The sequence below is a fragment of the Acinetobacter sp. 148 genome, assembly GCF_031196675.1.
Taxonomy (GTDB): Bacteria; Pseudomonadota; Gammaproteobacteria; order Pseudomonadales; family Moraxellaceae; genus Acinetobacter; species Acinetobacter baumannii.
Window position 1 is genome coordinate 1 of sequence record NZ_JAVIMT010000062.1, and the last position, 18,310, is coordinate 18,310.

Genomic DNA, 18,310 nt, shown 5'->3' on the forward strand with positions numbered 1-18,310 from the left:
ATTCCATGCTACATCGTTAACGCTACCTGTTGGACCATCTGCTTTAAATTTGGTGTTATCAAGAATCGTTATGTCGCTGGTACCATCAAATAACTCATTATTAATTCGTCGTGCATTCTGCAATCTTGTTGCTGAAGCCGCATTACCTGAGATGCTTGAATCTGTATATGCAATCTGCTTTTTTATTGTCCAAGTATCACTTTTATAATCAGCCTGAAAGTGATGTAAACTTTGACCAGTTTTGCTAAAAACAAGAGCATTTTTCAGTCCTCCAGAAGCATCAGTCCACCCATTAAGAGTCAAATAATCACAAAAAAAACTACTATTACTATTTGAATCTAAAGTCCCAAAAAAAGCTTGTATAGCTTGCGACAATTCGCTTGGTTTTAATGTTCGATTATCTTTAGTTTGAAGACCGACTGCGTTGGCAGTTTTATCAAGTTTGTTATCTTGTAAATTTTTACCCTGCTTTGCTGAAAGAGGTTTAGCTGGATCATTCGTCACTAAGTTATCAATGATCTCATCACGAGGTACATAGTTATCATCGACCCAACCTTGAGTCGCATAGATTAGCGTGTCATCTAACATGACATTAACAATTTCAGCGTCCTGAATATTGATTGTGAATCGAAGATGGTACTCTCGAACTGAGTTAGCCTCCTTAAATACAGGGGCTACTGCACCATGCGAAATCAGTGTTTTCCCGTCAATAATTAAGCCAATTTCACGGATATAGAAGCTACCAACAATTGAAGGCAAAATCGCTTCAACCTCAATAAAATTGTTAATCGTTGGGTGCTTCTCATATTTATTTACCCCTTGCCGATACACCTCTTTAACTAATGTTGTTCGAGTTTTATCGGGGGTCGGTGAAGAACCGTTACCATCACCAAAAGCGACATGTGTAATGTTGAGCTTTGTATTTGTAGCAATCGCATTTGCAATTGCTGCGTCTCCGGCATTTGTCGTTACGTTATAGTATGGACTGCTCATTTATTGATAACCCTGTGGCATGCACTCGATTGTCACTGCATCTTGCAATGCAATCGCTGTATTGATGTATAAGACTGGATTTGATGATATTTGGACGTTAGAGACGTGACGGGTTGCAGCTTTGGAGTCTTCGACTAAGCGGTTCACTTCGTGATAAGTTTCTTCAGATAATTCCTTACCCACGAGATCTAACTCGAGTGCAAATGTTCCCGGTCTACCCGGAGGGTCCATTTGGAACCATTCGATTAATTTCACTTCAAAGCCGAATGGTTCTAATGACCTTTTGATGGCTGCGGGTGTGCCTTTAATCTTATGCTGGGAAATCGCTTGGTTGATGATGTGGCGTTTTAATGCATCTGGCCATTCATCACGCCAATAATTTACTTGGCGTTCCCAAGCTAGATATGCGAGAAAATCAGATGGGGCATGATCAATGTCTTTGGCAAGTTTAATCGATGGCAAATTAAAAGCATCCGCCCCCACCTCAGCCAGCTTTTTTTCTAAATCTGTTGCATTCGGAGGTAATAGAGACTTCATTATTCAGTCCCTCCAATTTGTACGTCGGTGGATGTACAAAAGGCATGTTGGGCTTTGCTGATAACAATATCTGAAGTTGGATTTAGAATTTCTACCCGGCTAACACCATCCACATGTAATGCAGCATAAATGGCCGACAATCGAATCGATTGACCAATCTTTTTTGAATTTTTAATGTATTTCTGCAAACGTTCTTGTGCTACGGATAACAACATGACGTTTTCTGCAGTTTGTGAAATATAAAGCCGGGCTTGGATTTGATATGTTACGGGTGTGCTGCTATGTACAGTCGGACGGTCACCAACGGGACGAACGTCATCCGGATCTAAAGCTTTCTGTACGATATCGACTAGTTCAGGTGCTGCGGAAAAGTCCTCACTATCATGCTGAGTAATATAGACATCTAAAAAGCATGGATTATCTTCGTGTGAAATAATCGAAGCGTCAGCTACACGGCCATCGGCTGATTTAGAAAAGAATTTATAGGCATTGGTTGCCCCAGCAGTATTGAACCCAGACAACGAGAGTAAACAACGTTCTTTTAAATCCTCATCACTTTCCATCACAGCAGATGTGGGCGGGACAGTATTAGGATTTGCCGGAGTAATAACGAGACGAGTAACTCCGTAATAACTTACTGCAATGTGATCAAGATCAGATCCAGTACTGAAGGCCAATAATAATGCCCGGGCATCCTGATTTCTCTGATTAGACATCAACAATTCAAGATAAGCATTTTCTTGTAAAATTTTGGTCACAGGCTCTGATTCACGTGTTAATACTTCAGTCCAGTACGGCTGCTCGTCAGGTGGATATAAAGAAATAAATCGAGCTTTTCGCTTTGCCAAAATCTGTTCGTAATCCAGAACTTTAATGAGGTCTGGTGGTGGCAACTGAGAAAAATCAACAACGCTCATGCAGCTGCTCCTAATGTCAATCCAAGTGATAAATTCACAGGCTGATTTTGTTGAACCAGATCCGCATCAAGGCCGATTTGCATACGTGAGCCTTCAATACTGAAGATATTGATCTGATTGATATTGATACGGGGTTCCCAGCGCAAAAGTGCCGAATAGATTGCGCTGTAACATTTCAAAATAAGGACGTCGTTTATTGGCTGGTCGATGAGTTCATAGAGCAATGAGCCATATTCACGACGCATGAGTCTACTCCCAATTGGGGTAGTCAAAATATCGGTGATAGACTGGCGAATTGACTCCAGCTCATCAGTGATTCGTAGTCCAATTACTCGGTTCATTGTCATGGCACTGGCCCTCCAGATGTCTCTCCACCACCCTTAACACCAATATGTTTGTGATTGCTTAGGCTAATATTTCCAGCTTTTACATCTGCTTGGGATGTAATGTCCTGAGTCGTAGATAAGGAACCATTGATCGTTGTATTACCGTTTAATGTGATCCCACCTGAAGCGTTAATCTCGACTTTACCGCCATCAGTTAAAGTTGCTTTGAGTACATGAGATGAGGTGTCATATTGAATGACCGTGCCATCTGAAAATTTGCGCAATTTGATATTTTCAGACTGAGCTGGTGCTGGATTGTCTTCGCTGTAAATTCCAAACAGCACGAGCCCTTGCGCTAATTCCCCTGAAGGAGAAAACACAATGCAACGCTCCCCCGGAGACGGTGGATCCCAAGACGAGTCGGTCCCTGCTCTAATGTTGAGCCAGTTCAATTGGGCTGTTTTAATATCGCCTAGATTGACTGTGCACAGAGCCTTTTCAAGATCGACCGTATCGATTGAACCGAATCTGACAATGTTTTCTAAACGACGAATAATTTCTGAAATGTTCATGCTGCAATCGTGTTGCAGCATGATTAGAAATGCATGTGGTGGGAGTTGTAATTGAGGGTATTACAACTTGTTTGAGAAGTGATTTAAGACATCATTTTCAATAATTTCGATATCTGCTGATGTAAAGCCGAGTAATTCACGCGAAGGATATTTTACAACTGGACTATTCTTAGTTCTTCTTACACGGTCTTTTAAGCCCATTTGATGGACTTGGGCAATAAAAGCAACATTACCCAAAAAACCCACCGAAATACCTTGTGATTCTTGCTTAACCTTCATGAACCGAGCCATTTTAATCCGGTTAAACATTTTATTTTTAATACGCCCTTTCTTATCCCGGAGCTTCTGATTTTTTCTTGGGACGTATGAGCTGCCATCGGGATTTTGTTGTTTGGTAATCCGGGCACTTTGGCTTTGCCGTAATTTACGGCCTATATCCATGCTGAGTTTACGTTTTTCTTTATCACTCAGTTGATTAAGTAAAATCCCTAAATGATCAAGTAAAGTTTTCATCTCAGCCATCTTTATTTCCTAACAGGTAGCGGCATTGCTAAAGCAAAGCTATCTGGACTTTCAACGGACATCCATTGTGCTAAAACGTCACCTGTCGCTTGATCGATCAAACTTACTTCCTGCGCTTGTTCTGTTTGAGTTGCTTGGGGTTCAAGAGGATGATCGATGGTTATAGTGCCGTCTGGTGCACGTTTAACGATGACACGCTCAGTCAGTGGAATAGTAATGGCCAAATCGACTTTATCGTTAGCCAGCAAATCTGCCTCAAAACGAACCCCCTCTTTAACCCGGTCTAAATTCGCCAAAAGCTCAGACTGATTTACCCGGAGCCAATCGAATAAAGGTATGGCCACAGAATCAAGATCACCAGCGTAATCAGTCAAAATGATATTTGCGAAATATGAAAACTCATAAGAAAGCCCCGAAGCAAAGGTGCATTTCAATGCACCCTGGTCGGCAAAGATTTGCAGTCGGTCTGGATCTCGTCGTAACTCAATCACTGCATTCATCAAATGAGCACGAAGGTCATTTAATTTTTTCATGCTGCTTTTTTAACTCCGTAAATCGGCTCGAGGTGATCAAACTCTTTTTGGAATTTAGCTTGATAGCCTAATTTCTTATAATTCGGCCCGTTATAAAGAGTAAAAACAGCATCCCAGTCCTGTTTCTTTAACGCCTCGAGCAAACCCGGTTTCCATTCGATAAAGCGAATAAATGCTTCAAGCTGAAGAGATTCACTGGCCTGCATTTGTGCTACAAAATCTTGTACTGAGTCATAACCCAAATCTTTCCAGTTCTCACCCATGATTTGAAATTGACCCCAAGACGTAGACATAAGTGCCGAATCTTCATGGATCTGTTTTGCTAATGCTAAACGGACATGTTCCGCTTCATTACCCTGATACCCACCCGGCTTTGTATTCACTAAATTTGGCACCAATTTCATTTGGTTTTTAGCAAAAGCATCACCTTTGAATCGTTTTAAATATTCATACATACGGTGACGTTCAAACAGGATCTTGACCTTCCCATTTTTTAAAAAGCCAACGCCTTGCCCCTCAACCGCACCGAATATACGAATGACCAATTCTGGTAACCCCAATCGCTTGGCAGCATTAACGTAATCAGAGTCTTTAAGGAATTTATCAAGCCCGTTACCAGCCAAAGCTTCACGGGTTTTGTCACCGACTTTACCATCGGCCACAAGTCCAACTTCTTTTTGAAATTGGATCACAGCATATTCAGTGCTTTCACCAAAAATACCGTCGATACCTAAAACTTTGCCTGTTTTACCTTTATAGCCAAAGCCCACTAATTGTCTTTGTAAAGTAACTACTGCGTTACCTCTTGAGCCGAATTTTAAGATCATGATGTACTCCATATTTTCGCAACATTGCCCTTTGTTCGATAAACAATAAGAGTGAGCAGCATGGCTAAAATGGCATCCCATACTGTTACTGGTTCTTTAAAAAATACGATATAGACTGCTTGGCCAATAAAGCTGGCCACCAAAACAGTCGCAAGAATTGCAAAGCCTTTATGATGCCCTGAGCGCTCAAAACTTAGGATTCGGAAGCCACAGAACAAATAACAAAGCACAGCAACGATTTGAACAATGATCATGAGTTACCTCCCCCTCGAAAAGTTTTCCAGAGCTGAGCAAGAGTTGAGTTTTTTACCCAATCAAGCAATTTGATCAGGATGTAAATTGAAAAAATGGCCGCAAGCATTGAAGCTGTTGCGTCACTACTGATGAATTGAGTACGGCTGGTAATTTCAGGGCCAAGCAAATAACCAAAGCCAACGCATAAAAGCATGAATGCAATACGTTGTTTTGCGCTAAGTTCTTTTTCGAGATAAGCCACAAAAGCTGCTCCCAAAACCGCACCAAGCAAGGCATTACCATTGATAAATGGTAATAATGAAACCGCTGCGAGACCTGTTGTTGTTGCAGCTGTAGTTGAAGTTGGTTCTGGCATAATTAGTCCCAAAGCTGAATAGTTTGTGTAATTTGTTGGGGAGCAGATAAGTCGGGTAAAGTGACCTCTGTACCAATGGGCAGAATTGCGCCGATATTCGCAAGTTTCGGATTGGCTTCTAAAACTTTCTCGACAACACCTAGAGAACGTCCGTAATAACGCCAGCAAATCAGGTCAATCGTGTCGTTTTGAATTGATCGAACTGTGTTCATGGCTTTCTCGGAGGCCTATGAATAGATTTCTTTCTTTCTACAAATTGCACACACACAGCAGCAACTTCATATTCTTTCCATACTTTTGCAAACTTATTCTCGCCATAAAAAAATGAGAGTGTGTCTGGATCGGTTGTATCTATACCTAACTCATCAGCTACCGCTTTTAAAACCAAGTGATTCAACTCAAAGCTATCTAAAACAACCGATGTCACTTTTTCTGAAGTTTTATGCAATGTGAAAGATTTCATATCAATTCAACCGTAGTGTGTGATTGGCCCAATAATTGTTTGATGGCCCACTGTTTATTTCGTCGACATTCATCAATCGTTGGCGTCAATTCTTTTGCATTTTTATTGCCCGCAGTACTTGTGTCATAACTGCGATATTGCTCATTAACTTTTGCAGCCACCCCGTTTGAAATAGCTGAAAAGTACAAAATTTCTGTATCTGGTTTTCCATCAACTTTTGCTGTTGCTAACTCGGCCAAACTTGAAGCAGAACTTACTAATTTATTAAGTAAGCGGTTTACATCGATAATTTCTTCTAAAGTAACCTGTTTAAGCCGGGCATCAGATACGGCCCCATCAATTCGAACAAAGCAGCGGATTTCATCTAAAGAAATACTCGGGAAAAAATCTGTACTGCCGATTGTTATATTGGATGGTGTTGTATTACCGTTTGCAGAAAATCCCATATTGCTCCCCCATTAATGCACTGGTGGGAACAATGGCTCGGTGAGGATTTAATGTGTAAGATCACTACCATTGTTCGCCAGTGCGGTGCGTCGGCACTCGTTATGATGATGCTGTTACATCACCCGTATTGGTTTCTGTTTCAGTGGTAGGATTCGTATTCGGTGCAAATTTATCGTAAAGTTTTTGCACCAGATTCAAATCACCACGTCCACCACACTTATCATCCAGTTCAACTGCTTTTTGTAGATAATCTAAAGCCGCTTTGGTATGAACAAGATCCGGTTTGTCCTTATCGGTAATCAAACGCAACTCCGACTTACCTAATGCAAGATACATTTTGGCCTTAACCTGATCCGGCATATCCAGAGTTTCCTCAGATAAATCCGGGTTAGTCATTAATATTTCGAGTTGCTTCAATACATCGATATCAATTTCAACATTGGTCTTAAGCTGCTTAAGGAATGCAGCTGAGATTTCCTCTGTGATGACACATGCAGGCGTTCGTTCAAAACGATCTGGTAAAACCAAGTTATGAACCAAAACATATTCAGCAATCTGTAATGCTCGACTGAAGTTAGATGTATCAATATTCCAGATCATCATTTCAGTAACGATCTCATCCTGTACACCCGTTTGAGCTTCAAGAATGCCATCAATGTAAGGTGCATAAATCGGCAATAATTCCGCTTTCAGCTTGATCTTATTTTCTGTCGACTGGATCTGCTTTAAGCGAGCACGGTCATTGTTGAGCTGCGATAATTGCAGCTCGTATGCCGTTGCATTTTTCATGTGTCCATATTCAGTTGCTTGTTCAGCTGCTGCTTTGGCCTGATGCTTTCGAAAATGTTGACGGGCAAAGTTCATGCGTGATTACCCCGCAAGTACTTCAATGTTTTCAGCCATTGCAGCCAAGCCCAAATCTTCAATGTAATAGTCTTCATTTGAAGATTCGTAGTTTTCAATTTGGTCGCGTTTAGGGTTGTCAATGACTGTACGACGGAGACCACCTTCCTGAACATAAATAGAAAGGTTGTCAAAGGTCGTCACAAGAAGGCAGTTTTCAGGGAAAAATGGCACTGCATAAACAGGCAAATTACCCATTCTTTTTTGACTGATAATAATATCAGCAGCTAATTTTTCAGAGTTTTCTTGGTCTTTATTCACTAAAGGGAAATATTTATCCGACTGGAGTTTTCGACTACAAATAACGACCAGATCAGGATTTTCTTGATGAACTTCATCAATCATTTCATCAACAAGGTTCATCACTAAAGCATCAAGATTTTTATAATCACCAGTCGAACCAATAGTGAGCTTACCTGCTGTCGCCCCTTCTTTTAACACACGGCTTGCATTCTCTTCTCGTTGCTTCTGCAACCAACCTTTGTTTACGTCTTGTAGAAGTGGATTCGCAGCAATATCTGTATCAGCAGCAATGGAAGTACCATTGAAGCCAATCATGATACGGTCCAGCGCTTGACGTTTAACAATCACACCACGGAAACGTGAGTAAAAATCTTTGAATTTTGCCCACTGGTCTAATTTTTGATATTTGATGGCTGTATCAAAATCTGTTTTTCGGCAGAAATAGAAACGATTATCTAAAGCTGTAGGATCTGATGCTTGACGATCTGACACATTAGTATTTGTACGAGATGCAATTGGACGTGTAATCCCTAAACCAATAGCTTCACCTGATTGTTCAGGTACAACATGAATATTAATACGTTGTAAGAAAGTAGATGAGGCTTGGATGTGATCAACAAGCTTTTGTTGCACTGATGGCTCTACAGTAAATTTTTTCTCAACTGTCTCAACACCGTTTAATTCGGCTAATTTGGACATTACTGCATTATATTTTTTACGGGTAATTGGACGCATGTTTTTTACTCAATAATTCTATAAATAATCTTGGCTTAACAATCGACTTCTTCGATTTCTGAGAAGGACGTGCTGGATGCTTTCGGACGTGACGGTTGATCAGGAGTGCCATCGAGCTTCTCTTTAAACTCTGAAAACTCTGTGGCCAGCTGCTCATGTTTTTGCTGAAGTTCGTTGTAAGAGGTTTGGAGATTAGTGACTTCGCTACCCTGTTCAGCCGTCTGTTGAGCAATTTCAAGAATGGCCTGCTCTGTATTGCTAAAAGACTCAGTTGTTGCTTGTTCTTGTTGTTCTTGCTTTTTGAACAGATTTCGAATTGTGCCAACGAGACCAGCACCAAACACTTTTGGTTCTTCGATTTCTTCAAATTCAAGTTCTACTTCAGCTGCTGCTGTAAACAAGTTGTCTTTATGCTGTTTTTTACTCTCAAAAGGGTTTTTTTCAGCATTTGCAGCGAACTGCAACATATCTGTACCCAATGATGCTGGACTGTCTGTAACAGCTAAGCCAACCAGATATGCTTTGCCTGAATTAGCAAAATTTGGATTTACTTCAATCGATGTATAAATTTTTTGGTTGCGTTTATTGAGCGCAATCAAATTGTCATTTGGTTCAATTTGGGCAAATAAAGTAAGTTTCTTTTCACCGTTGACATCGACCTTTTCAGCTTTTACTGCCACGACATCCCCGTAAGCACCGAAGCTGCTATCAGGTAAAACGCTACGGATGTGCTCAACGTTAATACGTGCACCGTAAGTTTGAGGGTTGTATGTTTCTACGATTTCTTGAATCCAATTTTCTTGGATTTCACGACCATCTGTGGTGTCCCCTGCCGTGGCAATACGGAACCACTTTGATTTAAATTTTTTTGGTTTCTGCTCTTTGCTGCTCATGCTGCATTTACCTATGAAAAATTGGAGTTCGGGCAATTTCGATAGGTGCAGAATGGGCAATGACCCCATGCCGTCGCAACGAGCGTCAGTTGTAATTCAACGGTTTACAACTCACTAAGGCTGAATCTAAAAGCGTGTACTGCCAATGTTTGCAGCAGATAAGTAGCAGACATTGGATATGAATGAATTTTCACAACTGGCCAACGTCAATTTGTTTCTCGACAATCGACTAAAAGCTAAGTTTCTTTATTGGTGTGGGTGGAAAATCACCGAAATTGCCGAAGTTCTTGATGAAAAAGAAAGAACGGTTCAGGCATGGAAAACACGGGACGATTGGGAAAAAACTAAACCTGAAAATCGGGTGGCTCAAGCAATTGAAGCCAGACTCATTACGCTCATATTTAAAAATAAAAAATCTAGTGGAGACATGAAGGAAGTCGACCTCTTAATGAGGGAACTAGAAAGACTTGCAAGAATTGAACGTTACCGTGATACAGGCAAAGAATCTGATCTAAATCCTAATATTCAGAACCGAAACGCAGTTGCCAAAAAACAAAAAAAACCAAATACATTTACGGAACAAGAAGTCGAGATCCTCATTACAGCATTTGAGGAAAACTTATACGACTATCAATGGGATTGGTATCGAGCTGGAAATCAACGTACTCGGGCAATCCTTAAAAGCCGTCAGATTGGCGCAACGTACTACTTTGCCCGTGAAGCTTTTATCGATGCACTAAAAACTGGCCGAAACCAGATTTTTTTATCTGCATCAAAAGCTCAAGCCCATATTTTTAAAACCTATATTCAACAATTTGCCTTTGAGCACACTGGTGTTGAGCTTAAAGGTGATCCAATCATCTTAGGTAATAACCAAGCAAATCTAACATTCTTGGGTACGAACGCCCGCACAGCTCAGGGCCACCACGGTAATTTCTATTTCGATGAGTTTTTCTGGACCTATGGTTTTAACGAACTAAACAAAGTCGCATCTGGTATGGCCATGCATAAGAAATGGCGAAAAACATACTTCTCGACTCCATCCACAATGGCCCATCAAGCCTATGCATTCTGGACAGGTGAACGTTATAACAAAGGCCGACCTAAAGATCAGCGTCTGAATATTGATGTGTCTCATGATGCGTTAAAACATGGGCATTTATGTGAAGACAAACTTTGGCGTCAAATCGTCACTATTCTTGATGCTGAGAATGGTGGGTGTGATCTATTTGATATTGATGAACTCCGTTTTGAATATTCAGCAGAGGAGTTCGCCAACTTATTGATGTGCCAATTCATTGATGATGGTGCTTCGATTTTCCCTCTCAATATGCTTCAAGCATGCATGGTTGATAGCTGGGAAGCATGGGCTGATGACTATAAACCCTTCCATGCCCGTCCACTTGCCAGCCGTCCTGTATGGGTCGGTTATGACCCTGCCGAGACTGGAGATAGCGCTGGTCTTGTTGTTGTAGCTCCTCCTTCAATCGCTAATGGGAAATTCCGTATTTTGGAACGCCACCAATTCCGTGGCATGGACTTTAAATCACAAGCAGAACAGATCCGCCAAATTACCCTACGTTACAACGTGACTTATATCGGTTTGGATACAACGGGTATGGGCACAGGTGTAGCCCAATTGGTTCGCCAATTCTTTCCAGCATTAACAACATTCAGCTATAGCCCCGAAGTTAAAACTCAACTCGTATTAAAAACACTAGATGTTATCCGCAATGGACGTCTCGAATTTGATGCGGGTCATACCGACATCGCTCAATCCCTTATGAGCATCAAAAAGACACTGACAGCAAGTCAAAGACAAATGACGTTTACCGCAGGGCGTTCTGAAGAAATCGGACATGCGGATTTAGCTTGGGCACTCATGCATGCCGTTTATAACGAACCGTTAGAAGGCACAACTATTTCAAATTCATCAATTTTGGAGATTTACTCATGAAACCAGTTCAACTTTTAAAAAGTGCCTTCAATGCCTTTTCTACTCAAGTTCAAACTGTCAGATCTGCTAGCCGAGCTGAAGCATTTACTTTTGGTGATCCTGTACCAGTATTATCAAATGACCTATCCGAATATATGGAATGTTGGTTCAATGGCCGCTGGTATGAACCTGCGGTAAGTATTGCGGGTCTTTCAAAATCTTTTCGTGCAACGCCTTACCTAAGTAGCGGCATTTTTCTTAAACGAAATTATTTAGTAAGTCAGTTTATCCCGCACCCTCTTTTGAGCCGTTCTGCATTTGAACAAATCGCTTTTGACTATATTTGGTCAGGGAATGCCTATTTAGAAGAAATCAAATCAATGACTAAAAAGACCCTTCAATTTAAACCAAGTTTATCTAAGTACATGCGAGTGGGTCTGGATAATCGTTATTTCATGATTACAAATGATCATCTTGGTTATTCTGAATATGAATTTCCAGAAGGCCGAATTACTCATATCCGCGAATCAGACATTGATCAAGAGATTTACGGCAAGCCTGAATATATCGCTGCTTTACAAAGTTTATGGCTCAATGAATCAGCTACGCTTTTCCGTCGTAAATACTATAACAATGGTAGCCATGCGGGTTTCATTATGTATGTGAATGACCCTGCAAATGATCCGCAAGATATTGATAATTTACGTCAAGCTTTAAAAGACAGTAAAGGGCCGGGCAATTTCCGAAATTTGTTTTATTACAGTCCGAACGGAAAAAAAGATGGTGTTCAAATCATTCCAGTTTCCGAAATCGCGGCTAAAGATGATTTTGCAAATATTAAAAACATTACACGGGATGATGTACTTGCTTCACTCCGAATCCCTCCACAACTTATGGGAATCGTACCAAACAATTCAGGCGGTTTCGGTTCTGTTACCGATGCAGAGGATGTTTTCTATAGTAAAGAGATCGTGCCTTTACAATCACGCTTATCACAAATTAATGAATTAACAGGCATAGAATTAATTCGTTTTAAAGAATATGATTTGAAAAAATCTGCTTAAAAAATTTTTTATGGCTGTTGAATTTACATACCTTTATGAAACCGACAAAAACGATAGTTTACCTATCTTAGCTTTAGTTACATTAGACAATGAGGGCTATTTCAAAACTCTCTCAAGTACCAATGGTAAGTTATTTAAAATTATTGGTACTGATCGAATAGTAATTGAAGGTAAAGAATATACATTTGGCGTGAAAGTTCAGTATATAAAAAAAAGCCCCTTAAATAAGGGGCTTTTTTTTAACTATCGAACAAAGGGAAATAAGACAAAAATGTCTTATAATTTTATTGATAATAAGACATTTTTGTCCTATACTTATCATGTGTTTAAACAAGGGGCAGCTTATGAGCTTCAACGAGTTTAAACGATGGCTAATTGCACAGGGAGTTATCTTTGTGCGTAAAGGTAAGGGATCACATATGATTATTGAATTTAACGGTAAGAAGACTGTTTTCCCTAACCACGGGAAAAAAGAAATTCCTGAAGGCACTCGTTTAAAGATCAAAAAGGATTTGGGGCTTTAAGCCTCAAATCCTTATAGTTCGGTCCCCTTTGAAGGCGAGAGTTTATTCCGCTTTATTATAAGTTTATAAAATTAATAGGTGCTATATGAAATGTTATGTCAGTATTCACAGGGAGGGAGAGGCTTTTATAGTCAGCTCAAGTGAACTCCCCGAACTAAATAGTGTAGGCTATACTTTAGAAGAAGCTTTATCAGAAGCTTTGGATGGTATAGAAACAGTATTCGAAATTTATATGGATGAGCGTAAAGCCATCCCATTACCATCGAAAGGTAAGAAAGGTGAATATGCAGTTCATCTTCCAGTTCGAGTAGCTGCTAAAGTACGTTTATATAATGAGATGATCTCACAAAACGTTACCAAAGCTGAATTAGCTCGTCGTCTTGGATGGTTACAAAAGCAAGCTGATCGTTTGCTTTCGTTAAAACACTCAACAAAATTGGAGTCTATCGAAAGTGCATTTCATGCATTAGGCAAGGATCTCGATATAGTTATCGCATAAGCGATTATTCAAAAAAAAGCCAGCATTTGCTGGCTTTTTTTTGTCCGTTTGACTTATCCACATCTGCTCTCTCATTTGTCCACATCTGGCCACAGCCTAACTAGACGCCGCGCAGTTGCCCGCCCCACCTGCGGTCTCTATGTAGGGCCGTTTTACTGCAAGGCCAAATACAGCCCAAATAGGCCGTAATAACCGCCATTACACGGGCTTTACAGAGAAATAAGCAAAAAATGACTACTGCAAATTACTACACGCCACATCTCTGACCAAAAAGGACATAAATAAAACCTTTTTTCAATTTAAAACACAAATGTAAAACCTTTTTTCAGGTATGCCTTTAATTTGAAGTAATAAAGTAAGAAACTATCTTAACTATATGAAAATTAAAAATAAATATTATTACATTTCAAGGTAATTTTTTGTAATTTCATAAGTAATAAAATATAAGTATTTGATTTTATTAATAACATTTTAATAGATGCAGTACATTTTTATACAGTATTAAATTACCTTAGAATTACTAAATTATTTCATTTGAATAGATATATAAGATATTGAAATTATTATTATATTTATAGCTTATTACTTTATTACTTCAAATTTTCGGTACTCCCCAACTTTTTTCTTGATCTAAAAAATAGGCATTTTTGCATAGTTTTTAAACTTTGAAAACAATTTTGATGGGAATGAAATGGGAATAGAAATTGACTAAAACAGTCATTTAAAGACACTCAGCAAGGTAATGCTTACAGTGATTAAGAGTATTCAATCTAGGGAATGTACAGAAAATTAGAGGGTAATTTTCTTTTATAAATCAAGAATATGGTCGGAGCAGTAGGATTCGAACCTACGACCCCCTGGTCCCAAACCAGGTGCACTACCAGGCTGTGCTATGCTCCGAAATTGGGGTGAATGACGGGATTCGAACCCGCGACAACTGGAATCACAATCCAGGGCTCTACCAACTGAGCTACATCCACCATCAAATAAGTTCTACGTACCAAGCTACCAAATGGCGCGCCTGACAGGATTCGAACCTGTGACCATCCGCTTAGAAGGCGGATGCTCTATCCAACTGAGCTACAGGCGCTTAACCGATGATGCTTATCATGCGATACTTCGCCGATCTTAAAATATTCTTTTAAGTGGTCGGAGCAGTAGGATTCGAACCTACGACCCCCTGGTCCCAAACCAGGTGCACTACCAGGCTGTGCTATGCTCCGATCTATCTCAGCTTTTGCTGTATCGCACATCGTGCGGTACGGTGTGCATTCTAGGCGCGACGCCCTCAGACGTCAACACCTATTGTCAAAAAAAGTTAAAAATCCTTATCAAATGTATATTTAACAAGCATTTTGAGGCTTTTTAACGTTTTAATGATGCACTAAAGGCTAACATTCGATCTAAAGGCATTTTGGCACGTTCAGCAAGTGCTGGGTCAACGTGTATTTCTTGATCACCTTTTTGTAAAACTTCTAAAATTCCATCAAGTTCATTCATGGCCATCCATGGACAATGTGCACATGAACGACAAGTTGCGCCCTCACCCGCTGTTGGGGCTTCAACCAGAATCTTATCTGGTACTGCTTGCTGCATTTTGTAGAAAATGCCACGGTCCGTTGCCACGATTAGACGTTGGTGTGGCAAAGTCTGTGCAGCTTTAATCAATTGAGATGTACTACCCACTGCATCTGCAATTTCTACCACCGACTCTGGTGACTCAGGATGGACCAATACAGCCGCATCTGGGTACAGTGCTTTCATGTTTGCAATGCCACGTGCACGGAATTCTTCATGCACAATACATGCGCCATCCCAAAGCAACATATCAGCGCCAGTTTTCTTTTGAATATAGCGACCTAAGTGCTGATCTGGTGCCCAAATAATTTTTTCGCCTAAGCTATCTAGATGCTCAACAATTTCAACTGCACAACTTGAAGTCACCACCCAATCCGCACGAGCTTTAACAGCAGCCGATGTATTGGCATAAACCACTACGGTGTGGTCAGGGTGCTGATCACAAAATGCCGTGAACTCATCGACTGGACAGCCCAAGTCGAGTGAACAGGTTGCTTCAAGCGTCGGCATAAGAATCGTTTTTTCAGGAGACAGAATTTTTGCTGTTTCGCCCATAAACTTAACGCCAGCCACAACCAGTGTAGAGGCTGCATGATCTCGTCCAAAACGGGCCATTTCTAAAGAGTCAGAAACGCATCCACCTGTTTTTTCGGCAAGTTCTTGTACATCTGGATCGCAATAGTAGTGAGCAACAAGGACAGCATCACGTTTTTTGAGCTCTGCTTCGATCTGTGCAAACTTTTGTTGTTTTGCTTCTTCACTTAGGCGGTTGTCTTTTGGTTCACCTAAACGGTCTAAATGCGCTTGTACAATGTTTTTTGCATCGTTGGCAATTAAAGTCGCATCACTCATAAAACGTCTTCTCTATCCTTCATGCTGGCATACCTGCTCGCATATAACGTTACTGCTTAAACGATTTACTAAATTCAATCATTTAATATCAAAAGATGGGGCTAATAAAAAAGCCTCTTTGTCGAGGCTTGATTATAACTGAATATTTACGAACGGTAATCTGCATTAATCTTGACATAGTCGTAAGATAAGTCACACGTATATACCGTGTCTTTGGCTTGTCCGCGGCCTAAGTCAACACGAATGGTAATTTCGGTTTGTGCCATTACACGAGCACCTGCTTCTTCGGTATAGTCCTCGGCTGCGCCACCATCTTTACAGATTTGCACGTCGTCTAACCATACCTGAATTTTAGACACGTCTAAGTCTTTCACTCCAGCATAGCCGATTGCAGCTAAAATACGTCCCCAGTTCGGATCCGATGCAAAAAGTGCAGTTTTAACAAGTGGTGAATGCGCAATGCTATAAGCAATGTCACAACATTCTTGAGTATTTGCACCGCCTTCAACAGCAACAGTAATAAACTTGGTTGCACCTTCTCCATCACGGACAATTAACTGTGCTAAACGGTTCATTACACGAGCAAGTACTTCTAACACTTTAGCGTAGCGTGCATCGCTTTCCGATGTAATTTCAGCACCACCAGCCTGACCAGTTGCTACAAAAATACAAGAGTCATTTGTTGAGGTATCACCATCAATGGTAATACGGTTAAATGAATGCTCAACTGTAGTCTTTAATAGCTTTTGTACTAAATCACGGCGAATAGGCGCATCTGTTGCCACAAAGCTCAGCATAGTTGCCATGTTTGGACGGATCATCCCAGCGCCTTTACTAATACCGGTCATGGTATAAGTCATACCATCAAGCTCAAATTGTTCAGATGCGCCTTTTGGCACTGTGTCTGTTGTCATAATGCCAGATGCCGCATCACTCCATGCAGCGTCTTGTACGCTATTTAATGCAGGTTGTAAGCCAGCGAGTAAACGTTCCATCGGAAGCTGCTCACCAATCACACCTGTAGAAAATGGAAGTACTTCGAAACTGTTAACGCCAGCAAGCTCCGCTAACTTTGCACAAGTATCCTGAGCATTTTTCAAACCTGTAGGACCAGTACCAGCATTGGCATTACCTGTATTAATCACTAAATAGCGCGGATTGCCTTCGGCAAGATGAGCTTTAGATACATGAACAGGTGCCGCACAGAATGCATTTTGCGTAAATACACCTGCAACATTTGAACCTTCTGCAAATTCAAAAATGACTAGATCTCGTCGGTTTGGGTAACGTACATATGCTTCTGTTGAGCCAATTTTTACACCTTTTACCACATGCATTTGTGGCATTGTTACGTCACCGACAGCCATTTTTAGAACATCCAGAGTTTGTTATGAAAAGATTAATATTTCAGAAAATAGCGAGGTTATAAAACACGCTTTATATGAAATATCAGAATTGACAGCTTATTAGAAAAGCCTAAAAAAATCGAGCGCTAAAAATAGCTTATTTTTGCTCTAATCTTAATAAAATATCTTTCTTATCAAGACCACCGGCAAAACCAACCAAAGCTCCGCCCGCACCAATGACTCGGTGACAAGGTGCAATAATTGAAATCGGATTTTTGCCATTTGCAGCACCCACTGCTCGCACTGCTTTTTCATTTCCGATCTGAACGGCAATATCTTTATAACTTCTTGTTTCACCATACGGAATCGTCAGTAATGCCGCCCAGACCTGCTTTTGAAATGCAGTCCCTTCAAAATCTAGTGGTAATGTAAACTCACGGCGTTTGCCTTCAAAATATTCTTGTAATTGTTGTTCGGTCTTTAATAAAACTGGATGCTCAAGTTGTTCGACCAGCTCTGCCAGTCGAACACGTTTTGGATTTTCATTGTCCCAAAGTACTGCCACCAAAGCATTTTCATTCGCAACCAGTTTTAATTGCCCAACAGGCGAATTGATATACTTATAAGACAGCAACATACTTGATCCTCTTAGGATGGAGACGAAATTTTCATTAGAACCAGTCCTGATACAATCAGTACAGCAGCAATCATCCTCATCGCACCAATAGGCTCATGAAGAAAGAAAATACCAACTAAAAATGATCCAATTGCACCAATGCCTGTCCAAACCGTATAAGCAGTACCAAGGGGTAAAGTTTTCATTGAAATTGAAAGTAGAACTACACTCAAAATCATAAAAACTACGGTAATAATACTAGGTGTTAAGCGTGTAAAACCTTCAGACATTTTCATAGAATATGCCCAAATCACTTCAAATACACCTGCTAAAATTAAAATAGCCCAAGCCATAACATTCACTAATTTTTATAG

Annotated in this window: 25 protein-coding genes and 4 tRNA genes; 5 read left to right on the plus strand and 24 right to left on the minus strand. The window is 40.4% G+C overall.

Going from position 1 to position 18,310, the window contains the following annotated elements; all coding sequences use genetic code 11:
• From RFX69_RS10510 to RFX69_RS10585, 16 genes are all read right to left on the minus strand, one after another.
• Nucleotides 1-993: phage tail protein (locus RFX69_RS10510; protein WP_309169319.1), on the minus strand; the 993-nt coding region annotated here is incomplete at its 3' end.
• A complete protein-coding gene (locus RFX69_RS10515) occupies nt 994-1,530 on the minus strand; it encodes a phage tail protein I (protein WP_109104336.1) in 537 nt (178 codons plus the stop codon).
• The gene (locus RFX69_RS10520) at nt 1,530-2,447 is read right to left on the minus strand and encodes a baseplate J/gp47 family protein (protein WP_109104337.1); all 918 of its coding nucleotides are present in this window, start codon (nt 2,445-2,447) and stop codon (nt 1,530-1,532) included. Before RFX69_RS10520 ends, RFX69_RS10515 begins: the two co-directional genes overlap by 1 nt.
• Complete coding sequence (locus RFX69_RS10525) at nt 2,444-2,794, minus strand: GPW/gp25 family protein (RefSeq protein WP_109104338.1); 351 nt, start codon at nt 2,792-2,794, stop codon at nt 2,444-2,446. The genes RFX69_RS10520 and RFX69_RS10525 overlap by 4 nt, the downstream gene beginning before the upstream one ends.
• Nucleotides 2,791-3,345: a phage baseplate assembly protein V gene (locus tag RFX69_RS10530; protein ID WP_109104339.1), complete on the minus strand. Its 555-nt coding sequence runs from the start codon at nt 3,343-3,345 to the stop codon at nt 2,791-2,793. The genes RFX69_RS10525 and RFX69_RS10530 overlap by 4 nt, the downstream gene beginning before the upstream one ends.
• A 60-nt stretch (nt 3,346-3,405) precedes the next feature.
• Nucleotides 3,406-3,867: a phage virion morphogenesis protein gene (locus RFX69_RS10535; protein ID WP_109104340.1), complete on the minus strand. Its 462-nt coding sequence runs from the start codon at nt 3,865-3,867 to the stop codon at nt 3,406-3,408.
• 2 nt (nt 3,868-3,869) lie between these two features.
• A complete protein-coding gene (locus RFX69_RS10540) occupies nt 3,870-4,367 on the minus strand; it encodes a phage tail protein (protein ID WP_267460263.1) in 498 nt (165 codons plus the stop codon).
• Between the two features lie 29 nt (nt 4,368-4,396).
• Complete coding sequence (locus RFX69_RS10545; protein WP_109104342.1) at nt 4,397-5,227, minus strand: N-acetylmuramidase family protein; 831 nt, start codon at nt 5,225-5,227, stop codon at nt 4,397-4,399.
• Complete coding sequence (locus RFX69_RS10550; protein WP_004738245.1) at nt 5,224-5,481, minus strand: phage holin family protein; 258 nt, start codon at nt 5,479-5,481, stop codon at nt 5,224-5,226. The genes RFX69_RS10545 and RFX69_RS10550 overlap by 4 nt, the downstream gene beginning before the upstream one ends.
• Nucleotides 5,478-5,837 carry a putative holin gene (locus RFX69_RS10555; RefSeq protein WP_005112015.1) on the minus strand — a complete coding sequence of 120 codons (360 nt, stop codon included), beginning with the start codon at nt 5,835-5,837 and terminating at the stop codon, nt 5,478-5,480. Before RFX69_RS10555 ends, RFX69_RS10550 begins: the two co-directional genes overlap by 4 nt.
• 2 nt (nt 5,838-5,839) lie before the next feature.
• Nucleotides 5,840-6,049, minus strand: a complete 210-nt coding sequence (locus tag RFX69_RS10560; protein WP_005112016.1) for a tail protein X — start codon at nt 6,047-6,049, stop codon at nt 5,840-5,842.
• Nucleotides 6,046-6,300 carry a hypothetical protein gene (locus RFX69_RS10565; RefSeq protein ID WP_109104343.1) on the minus strand — a complete coding sequence of 85 codons (255 nt, stop codon included), beginning with the start codon at nt 6,298-6,300 and terminating at the stop codon, nt 6,046-6,048. The genes RFX69_RS10560 and RFX69_RS10565 overlap by 4 nt, the downstream gene beginning before the upstream one ends.
• Nucleotides 6,297-6,746: a head completion/stabilization protein gene (locus tag RFX69_RS10570; protein WP_109104344.1), complete on the minus strand. Its 450-nt coding sequence runs from the start codon at nt 6,744-6,746 to the stop codon at nt 6,297-6,299. Before RFX69_RS10570 ends, RFX69_RS10565 begins: the two co-directional genes overlap by 4 nt.
• Nucleotides 6,747-6,846: 100 nt before the next feature.
• Nucleotides 6,847-7,611: a phage terminase small subunit gene (gene gpM, locus RFX69_RS10575; protein WP_109104345.1), complete on the minus strand. Its 765-nt coding sequence runs from the start codon at nt 7,609-7,611 to the stop codon at nt 6,847-6,849.
• Between the two features lie 6 nt (nt 7,612-7,617).
• Nucleotides 7,618-8,628 (minus strand): phage major capsid protein, P2 family, encoded by a 1,011-nt coding sequence (locus RFX69_RS10580; RefSeq protein ID WP_109104346.1) that lies wholly within the window; start codon nt 8,626-8,628, stop codon nt 7,618-7,620.
• A 35-nt stretch (nt 8,629-8,663) separates the two neighbouring features.
• Nucleotides 8,664-9,521, minus strand: coding sequence for a GPO family capsid scaffolding protein (locus RFX69_RS10585; RefSeq protein ID WP_109104347.1), 858 nt, complete (start codon nt 9,519-9,521; stop codon nt 8,664-8,666).
• A 178-nt stretch (nt 9,522-9,699) separates the two neighbouring features.
• Between RFX69_RS10585 and RFX69_RS10590 the strand changes: the two genes are divergently transcribed.
• From RFX69_RS10590 to RFX69_RS10610, 5 genes are all read left to right on the plus strand, one after another.
• Complete coding sequence (locus RFX69_RS10590; RefSeq protein ID WP_109104348.1) at nt 9,700-11,478, plus strand: terminase large subunit domain-containing protein; 1,779 nt, start codon at nt 9,700-9,702, stop codon at nt 11,476-11,478.
• Nucleotides 11,475-12,521 carry a phage portal protein gene (locus RFX69_RS10595; protein WP_109104349.1) on the plus strand — a complete coding sequence of 349 codons (1,047 nt, stop codon included), beginning with the start codon at nt 11,475-11,477 and terminating at the stop codon, nt 12,519-12,521. The genes RFX69_RS10590 and RFX69_RS10595 overlap by 4 nt, the downstream gene beginning before the upstream one ends.
• 10 nt (nt 12,522-12,531) lie before the next feature.
• Nucleotides 12,532-12,885: a hypothetical protein gene (locus RFX69_RS10600; RefSeq protein WP_228158181.1), complete on the plus strand. Its 354-nt coding sequence runs from the start codon at nt 12,532-12,534 to the stop codon at nt 12,883-12,885.
• A complete protein-coding gene (locus tag RFX69_RS10605; RefSeq protein WP_000009390.1) occupies nt 12,866-13,045 on the plus strand; it encodes a type II toxin-antitoxin system HicA family toxin in 180 nt (59 codons plus the stop codon). The genes RFX69_RS10600 and RFX69_RS10605 overlap by 20 nt, the downstream gene beginning before the upstream one ends.
• Nucleotides 13,046-13,130: 85 nt before the next feature.
• Nucleotides 13,131-13,544: an antitoxin gene (locus RFX69_RS10610; RefSeq protein WP_109104350.1), complete on the plus strand. Its 414-nt coding sequence runs from the start codon at nt 13,131-13,133 to the stop codon at nt 13,542-13,544.
• A gap of 823 nt (nt 13,545-14,367) precedes the next feature.
• Here the strand turns inward: RFX69_RS10610 and RFX69_RS10615 are convergent.
• The 8 genes from RFX69_RS10615 to RFX69_RS10650 form a co-directional block, all read right to left on the minus strand.
• Nucleotides 14,368-14,444, minus strand: a tRNA-Pro gene (locus RFX69_RS10615).
• Between the two features lie 4 nt (nt 14,445-14,448).
• Nucleotides 14,449-14,524, minus strand: a tRNA-His gene (locus RFX69_RS10620).
• 33 nt (nt 14,525-14,557) lie between these two features.
• Nucleotides 14,558-14,634 (minus strand) — tRNA-Arg (locus RFX69_RS10625).
• A gap of 56 nt (nt 14,635-14,690) precedes the next feature.
• Nucleotides 14,691-14,767: transfer RNA gene (locus RFX69_RS10630), tRNA-Pro, on the minus strand.
• Between the two features lie 142 nt (nt 14,768-14,909).
• Nucleotides 14,910-15,974: a quinolinate synthase NadA gene (nadA, locus tag RFX69_RS10635; protein ID WP_001278262.1), complete on the minus strand. Its 1,065-nt coding sequence runs from the start codon at nt 15,972-15,974 to the stop codon at nt 14,910-14,912.
• A 146-nt stretch (nt 15,975-16,120) separates the two neighbouring features.
• Nucleotides 16,121-17,341 (minus strand): bifunctional glutamate N-acetyltransferase/amino-acid acetyltransferase ArgJ, encoded by a 1,221-nt coding sequence (gene argJ / locus RFX69_RS10640; RefSeq protein ID WP_000268128.1) that lies wholly within the window; start codon nt 17,339-17,341, stop codon nt 16,121-16,123.
• Between the two features lie 136 nt (nt 17,342-17,477).
• Nucleotides 17,478-17,957, minus strand: coding sequence for a methylated-DNA--[protein]-cysteine S-methyltransferase (locus RFX69_RS10645; RefSeq protein WP_000927479.1), 480 nt, complete (start codon nt 17,955-17,957; stop codon nt 17,478-17,480).
• Nucleotides 17,958-17,968: 11 nt separating this feature from the next.
• Entirely contained in the window at nt 17,969-18,289 is a 321-nt protein-coding gene (locus RFX69_RS10650; RefSeq protein ID WP_000312237.1) for a multidrug efflux SMR transporter, read from the minus strand.
• Between the last annotated feature and the right edge of the window lie 21 nt (nt 18,290-18,310).

Bases quoted from the DNA above. Each gene is read 5' to 3' on its own strand.
- RFX69_RS10580 (WP_109104346.1), bottom strand. From the start codon at position 8,628: ATGCGTCCAATTACCCGTAAAAAATATAATGCAGTAATGTCCAAATTA.
- RFX69_RS10540 (WP_267460263.1), bottom strand. From the start codon at position 4,367: ATGAATGCAGTGATTGAGTTACGACGAGATCCAGACCGACTGCAAATC.
- argJ (WP_000268128.1), bottom strand. From the start codon at position 17,341: ATGGCTGTCGGTGACGTAACAATGCCACAAATGCATGTGGTAAAAGGT.
- RFX69_RS10550 (WP_004738245.1), bottom strand. From the start codon at position 5,481: ATGATCATTGTTCAAATCGTTGCTGTGCTTTGTTATTTGTTCTGTGGC.
- RFX69_RS10565 (WP_109104343.1), bottom strand. From the start codon at position 6,300: ATGAAATCTTTCACATTGCATAAAACTTCAGAAAAAGTGACATCGGTT.
- nadA (WP_001278262.1), bottom strand. From the start codon at position 15,974: ATGAGTGATGCGACTTTAATTGCCAACGATGCAAAAAACATTGTACAA.
- RFX69_RS10600 (WP_228158181.1), top strand. From the start codon at position 12,532: ATGGCTGTTGAATTTACATACCTTTATGAAACCGACAAAAACGATAGT.
- RFX69_RS10520 (WP_109104337.1), bottom strand. From the start codon at position 2,447: ATGAGCGTTGTTGATTTTTCTCAGTTGCCACCACCAGACCTCATTAAA.
- RFX69_RS10560 (WP_005112016.1), bottom strand. From the start codon at position 6,049: ATGAACACAGTTCGATCAATTCAAAACGACACGATTGACCTGATTTGC.
- RFX69_RS10530 (WP_109104339.1), bottom strand. From the start codon at position 3,345: ATGAACATTTCAGAAATTATTCGTCGTTTAGAAAACATTGTCAGATTC.
- RFX69_RS10610 (WP_109104350.1), top strand. From the start codon at position 13,131: ATGAAATGTTATGTCAGTATTCACAGGGAGGGAGAGGCTTTTATAGTC.
- gpM (WP_109104345.1), bottom strand. From the start codon at position 7,611: ATGAACTTTGCCCGTCAACATTTTCGAAAGCATCAGGCCAAAGCAGCA.
- RFX69_RS10525 (WP_109104338.1), bottom strand. From the start codon at position 2,794: ATGACAATGAACCGAGTAATTGGACTACGAATCACTGATGAGCTGGAG.
- RFX69_RS10645 (WP_000927479.1), bottom strand. From the start codon at position 17,957: ATGTTGCTGTCTTATAAGTATATCAATTCGCCTGTTGGGCAATTAAAA.
- RFX69_RS10570 (WP_109104344.1), bottom strand. From the start codon at position 6,746: ATGGGATTTTCTGCAAACGGTAATACAACACCATCCAATATAACAATC.
- RFX69_RS10515 (WP_109104336.1), bottom strand. From the start codon at position 1,530: ATGAAGTCTCTATTACCTCCGAATGCAACAGATTTAGAAAAAAAGCTG.
- RFX69_RS10605 (WP_000009390.1), top strand. From the start codon at position 12,866: ATGAGCTTCAACGAGTTTAAACGATGGCTAATTGCACAGGGAGTTATC.
- RFX69_RS10650 (WP_000312237.1), bottom strand. From the start codon at position 18,289: ATGGCTTGGGCTATTTTAATTTTAGCAGGTGTATTTGAAGTGATTTGG.
- RFX69_RS10555 (WP_005112015.1), bottom strand. From the start codon at position 5,837: ATGCCAGAACCAACTTCAACTACAGCTGCAACAACAACAGGTCTCGCA.
- RFX69_RS10595 (WP_109104349.1), top strand. From the start codon at position 11,475: ATGAAACCAGTTCAACTTTTAAAAAGTGCCTTCAATGCCTTTTCTACT.
- RFX69_RS10590 (WP_109104348.1), top strand. From the start codon at position 9,700: ATGAATGAATTTTCACAACTGGCCAACGTCAATTTGTTTCTCGACAAT.
- RFX69_RS10585 (WP_109104347.1), bottom strand. From the start codon at position 9,521: ATGAGCAGCAAAGAGCAGAAACCAAAAAAATTTAAATCAAAGTGGTTC.
- RFX69_RS10545 (WP_109104342.1), bottom strand. From the start codon at position 5,227: ATGATCTTAAAATTCGGCTCAAGAGGTAACGCAGTAGTTACTTTACAA.
- RFX69_RS10535 (WP_109104340.1), bottom strand. From the start codon at position 3,867: ATGGCTGAGATGAAAACTTTACTTGATCATTTAGGGATTTTACTTAAT.